The organism is Treponema sp. UBA785, assembly GCF_002297065.1.
In the GTDB taxonomy this organism is placed as follows: domain Bacteria; phylum Spirochaetota; class Spirochaetia; order Treponematales; family Treponemataceae; genus Treponema_D.
Genome location: NZ_DBJD01000018.1, coordinates 22,673 through 24,278, shown reverse-complemented (window position 1 = coordinate 24,278; position 1,606 = coordinate 22,673). Strand labels below are relative to the sequence as shown.

3 protein-coding genes are annotated in these 1,606 nt (G+C 40.9%); 1 reads left to right on the top strand and 2 read right to left on the bottom strand.

All coding sequences use genetic code 11. From position 1 onward, the window contains the following. The coding region (locus B2X33_RS01340; RefSeq protein ID WP_296667006.1) for a DUF711 family protein at positions 1 to 426 on the top strand (426 nt) is incomplete at its 5' end. A gap of 61 nt (positions 427 to 487) precedes the next feature. Here B2X33_RS01340 and rbr read toward each other — a convergent pair. Continuing rightward, on the bottom strand, positions 488 to 1,030 hold the full coding sequence (gene rbr / locus B2X33_RS01335) for a rubrerythrin (protein WP_296017688.1): 543 nt from the start codon (positions 1,028 to 1,030) through the stop codon (positions 488 to 490). 63 nt (positions 1,031 to 1,093) lie between these two features. Beyond that, positions 1,094 to 1,492 carry a Fur family transcriptional regulator gene (locus B2X33_RS01330; protein ID WP_296017686.1) on the bottom strand — a complete coding sequence of 133 codons (399 nt, stop codon included), beginning with the start codon at positions 1,490 to 1,492 and terminating at the stop codon, positions 1,094 to 1,096. Between the last annotated feature and the right edge of the window lie 114 nt (positions 1,493 to 1,606).

Genomic DNA, 1,606 nt, shown 5'->3' with positions numbered 1-1,606 from the left:
GACATGGTGAAAAAAGGCGGCGTAATGGCTTCAACAAGCGTTGGAGGACTTTCAGGCGCGTTTATTCCAGTCTCTGAAGACGAGGGAATGATTAACGCTGTAAAGCAAGGCTCAATCTGCCTTGAAAAGCTAGAGGCGATGACAACGGTCTGTTCCGTAGGACTTGATATGATTGCGATTCCGGGAGACACTCCTGCAACGACAATCAGCGGAATTATGGCTGATGAATTCGCAATCGGAATGATGAACTCAAAGACAACGGCAGTCCGCCTGATTCCAGCACCGGGAAAAAAGGCTGGCGACTGGGTTGAGTTCGGCGGGCTTTTGGGCGGCTGCCCGGTAATGCCGGTGAGCAAATTCGGCTGCGAGGAATTTATAAACCGCGGCGGAAGGATTCCGGCTCCGATTCATTCGTTTAGAAATTAGGCAAAATATGCACAAAATCCCTGCCAGATTTGGAAAATCTGGCAGGGATTTTTGTCAGTTTTTAGTAGTTTACTGCTTCTACCTGAAAGAAACTCTGAGGATGAGCACAAACAGGACAAACTGCCGGCGCTTTTTTGCCTACTACGATATGGCCGCAGTTTGCGCACTGCCAGATTGCATCTCCGTCTTTGCTGAACACAAGTTCTTTTTCAACGTTGTTCAAAAGTTTGAGATAGCGCTCTTCGTGATGTTTTTCGATTGCGCCAACCATTTCGAAAAGTTTTGCAATTCTTTCAAAACCTTCCTCTTTTGCTGTTTTTGCAAAATCAGCATACATATCTGTCCATTCATAATTTTCGCCTTCTGCAGCAGCCTTTAAGTTTTCTGCAGTTGTGCCGATTTCGCCGCCATTTAGAAGTTTGAACCAGATTTTTGCATGTTCTTTTTCGTTGCGCGCAGTTTCTTCAAAAATATCTGCAATCTGTTCAAAGCCTTCTTTACGAGCCTTGCTTGCAAAATAAGTGTACTTGTTTCTTGCCTGTGATTCTCCAGCAAACGCTGTCTGAAGATTTTTTTCTGTCTGTGTTCCTTTAATGTTTTCCATTTGACTGTTTCTCCTTTTTTATGGAATTTTTTGAAAGTTTTAAGCGCCCAAAAAGCACATCCGTCAATTCTGCCCGTTTTTTCTACATTCAGGACAAATTCCTGTAAAAATTAAATTGTGCCCTTCAATAGAAAAACCCTGCTTTTGCATTTCTTCAACCGCATTATGAATTTCTAAAGTAACATTGCGCGGAACATCGAACATTTTTCCGCAAACGTTGCAATTAAAATGATAATGAGTTTCAAGAGTGCTGTCGAAATGATCAGCGCCGTTTGGCACAACAATTTTTTGAATTGCTCCGCTCTCTGCCAGAAAATTTAAATTTCTGTAAACCGTACCTCGACTAATATGCGGATTCTCTAACCTCGCATTTTCGTAAATTTCGTCGGCAGTCGGATGAGAAAAATTATTCTGCATGAGTTTTGCAACCAAATCTCTCTGTTTTGTGTTTCGAACTGTCATTGTAAATGATTATAACACAAAAAATCTGTTTGTAAATAGTAATAAGTCTTAATAGCAACAATTTATTATTGTTTTAAGAAAATTTCGCTAAAATCAATGTTCGGTTTTATAATA